This window comes from Deinococcus sp. (genome assembly GCF_018260405.1).
Taxonomy (GTDB): Bacteria; Deinococcota; Deinococci; order Deinococcales; family Deinococcaceae; genus Deinococcus.
In genome coordinates, this window is the sequence record NZ_JAGLBG010000169.1 from 1 (window position 1) to 2906 (window position 2906).

The 2906-nt window shown below is 59.9% G+C and carries 2 protein-coding genes and 1 tRNA gene; 1 reads left to right on the forward strand and 2 read right to left on the reverse strand.

Going from position 1 to position 2906, the window contains the following annotated elements; all coding sequences use genetic code 11:
- Positions 1–562 precede the first annotated feature (562 nt).
- Positions 563–646, forward strand: a tRNA-Arg gene (locus tag QZ269_RS12610).
- A gap of 183 nt (positions 647–829) precedes the next feature.
- On the opposite strand, the gene QZ269_RS12615 is transcribed toward QZ269_RS12610, so the two are convergent.
- Both QZ269_RS12615 and QZ269_RS12620 read right to left on the reverse strand, forming a co-directional pair.
- The gene (locus QZ269_RS12615; protein WP_291427052.1) at positions 830–2185 is read right to left on the reverse strand and encodes an HD-GYP domain-containing protein; all 1356 of its coding nucleotides are present in this window, start codon (positions 2183–2185) and stop codon (positions 830–832) included.
- A 174-nt stretch (positions 2186–2359) separates the two neighbouring features.
- Positions 2360–2614: a hypothetical protein gene (locus QZ269_RS12620; RefSeq protein WP_291427053.1), complete on the reverse strand. Its 255-nt coding sequence runs from the start codon at positions 2612–2614 to the stop codon at positions 2360–2362.
- Positions 2615–2906: the final 292 nt, after the last annotated feature.

The following is a 2906-nucleotide window of genomic DNA, read 5'->3' on the forward strand; positions in this document are numbered from 1 at the left end:
AGTTGGGACAGATCTTTTGCGTAATGTCCCTACTCTACCCCTTTCCGCTTCGCAAGTCCCCCTGCTGAGCAGTTACGTTGTGAAAACTATTTCACCTGACCAGTCCCCACCGTCGCCATCTGCCCCCGCCTCAGCCTCGATCACCTGGGCGCGGCCCGCGAGCATGGCCCATAAGCCCGCCTGATAGACACCGGCCCCGCGCATCACTGCCCGCCGGTAGTGACGGTCGGCCCAGGGTGGAGAGAAAATACTCAGCGAGCCGTCAGGGTATACGTCACCTAATTTGTCAATAACCTTACTTACCCCAGGCTTTCTGTACTCAAAGCGCACCCTCACCTCATATCCCCCGACATTCAGCCGTGAGGGTGTACCGAGGGGGGCGGGGGCATTCATAGCGTCAGTATACGGGCAGAAAGTACCCAAAATGTGTACAGCGTAAGATAACGGGCGATTAGTAACCACTTAGTAACGTCCTGGGCATAACATAGCCTCAAGCGAGCGCCTAGAACGTAAGACTATAGATAGAAAAATGACGTGTGAGACGCCATATATAAATCAAAGAGGGTAAGCCGGTGCCCGCGCAATACCTGCCCTCATCCCCCTTCTAAGCGGTCGGTCGTTGGTTCGAGTCCAACGGGGTGCACCACAACTGGGACGTTAAAAAGCTCCGAAATACTACCGGGGCTTCTTCCCTTTTACACCTAATTGTTGTGCAGGTTCGAGTGCATCAAGGGTCAAACCTTGATTAGGCCAGTCGAGAGCGAACTAATTTTGACGCTCAAACTGCATATCCATAGATCGTCCAAGTCGATAACGGCACAACCGGAAGCTATGACACCAGTTTGGCATCATCTTGTTCAGACATCATGCGCAGGAACGATTCGACGTAGTGGGGGTCGAACTGCTTGCCCGCCTGAGCGCGAATTTCCTGCAAGGCGCGCTCTTTAGTCCAGGCCACTTTATAGGGCCGTGCATTGGTCAGGGCGTCGTAGACATCAATAATGGTAAAGATACGGGCCGTGTCGGGGATATTCTGGCCGCGCAGCCCTGCGGGATAACCGGTGCCGTCCCACTGCTCGTGGTGGTAGCGCACCAGATCAAGGGTTTCGGCGGGCAGGAAGTGAAGGTCCTGAAGCATGTCGTAGCCGATGGTCGTGTGGGTCTGAATGACTTTGCGCTCACCCGGGTCAAGTGGGCCGGGTTTATGCAAGATGGCGTCGGGAATGGCAATCTTGCCCAGGTCGTGCAGGTAGGCCCCCCAGCGCAGGGACTTGACCTGTTCTTCATCCCAGCCCAGTCGGCGGGCCAGCCGCATGCTGGTACTCACCACGCGCTGAGTATGCCCGCCCGTTTCGTCGTCGCGGCGTTCCAGGGCAGCGCCCAGCGAGCGCAAGGTCAGTTCGTTGGCGTCGCGGAGGTCACGAATGGCGTGCCACTGCCCAAGCTGCGCGCCCAGCAGCCTGCCGAACGAAGCGATCACACTCTTTTCTTGCTCATCGAAATCGCGCTCGGTGGGTCGGGTCAAAATGAGCACGCCGAGGTGCGCCGATGATCTGCCGTACACCGGAGCCACCAGATAGCGGCGGCGGTTTTCACGGGCCAGCAGCATCAGGGTTTCCTCGGCGACCCAGTGGTCGGCCTGAACGCTGCGGCTATCGTTGTCGCTGGGCTGAATCGGTTTTTCAAGGTAGCTTTCAAACGCGCCGGTGGCGGCCAGAATCATCGGGGTACCCTGCCGGTAAGCCACGAAGGCCAGATTGGGCGCGACCCCGAGCTGATTAAGAATACTGACGCCCGCCCGGATAATCGCGTCGGCGTCACGGGCCTCGTTCAGGCGCTCGGAGCCGACCTGAAGCGCTTCGATGATATTGCGCTGCCACGCCATTTCGGTTCGGGTGCCCTGTTCACGCAGGGTAATCCAGCCAATGCCCGCCAGCATCAGCAGGGCGCCCACCGCCTCCTCGACGGTAGGGCTGAAATGGGGGCGCGTCATTGCAAATAGGATCGCGACCGAAAAGGTGACGAGAGCCGTCCATCTCCAGAGCCCGCCCAGTGACCAGGAGGCCAGGGCCATCAGCAGCGTCGCGCCGCACAGCAGCCCCTGCTGATGGTGCCAGGCCGCGTATACCGTACCCAGCAGAGCCAACAACATAAAGAGGAAGTAAAAAGGGCGAGCACGAGCCACGCAGGCAGTGTAGCACTCAGCTCCCGACTTCCTAAGACTCCACCCACTATGGGGGCGGGGCGGGGACTTGGCAGGAAAGAGGCACGCCGCTGCGGCCAAGGGCAAGGAAGTGGGCCGGGGTGTGCGCCGCCGGTGGGCTGCACCCGGAACACGCCAGGCACGTTCCAGCCGGTGCTACCGGCAGGGCGGCTGCGTTGCGGGATTCACCAGCAGGGCGTTGTGCACCTGGAGCGCCAGTCGTTCCCGCTGGTCGAACGCCCAGTCTTCAAACGCGGTACTGACGCCACACAGCGCCACACCGGAAAGAAAGGGCCGGTTGACCCATATGGCCGTACCAACGACCGGGGAGGTGGCGTCGCAGGGGTGTGTGGCCGACACCTGGGTACCGACCTGGTGCAACTGCACCCCCCATCGCCTGAGGGTAGCCATGCCCACTCTCAGGCTGTTTCTGGCGTCGGACGCGTCGGGCCAGAGCAGGCGGGCCAGCTCCTCTCTGGTAGACGGCCCGTGAAGCAGCAGGTACGTCAGAAGCAGAAGCGGTTTTACCTCAGTGTATGGACCCAGCCTCAGTCCACCAGCGGTTTGGAGAACTGTGATTGGTGCGACTCTCGAAGTTTTCTTACGCCGAATGGTGTTCACCTGAACTTCAGAGGCTGTCTGAGGCCCTAACCATGGGAAATGTTTTAGGCTTTAACGGTGGAACGCGCAGCTTACCCTAGCG

Coding starts and splice junctions, on each gene's coding strand:
- QZ269_RS12620 (WP_291427053.1), bottom strand. CDS start 2,614: ATGGCTACCCTCAGGCGATGGGGGGTGCAGTTGCACCAGGTCGGTACC.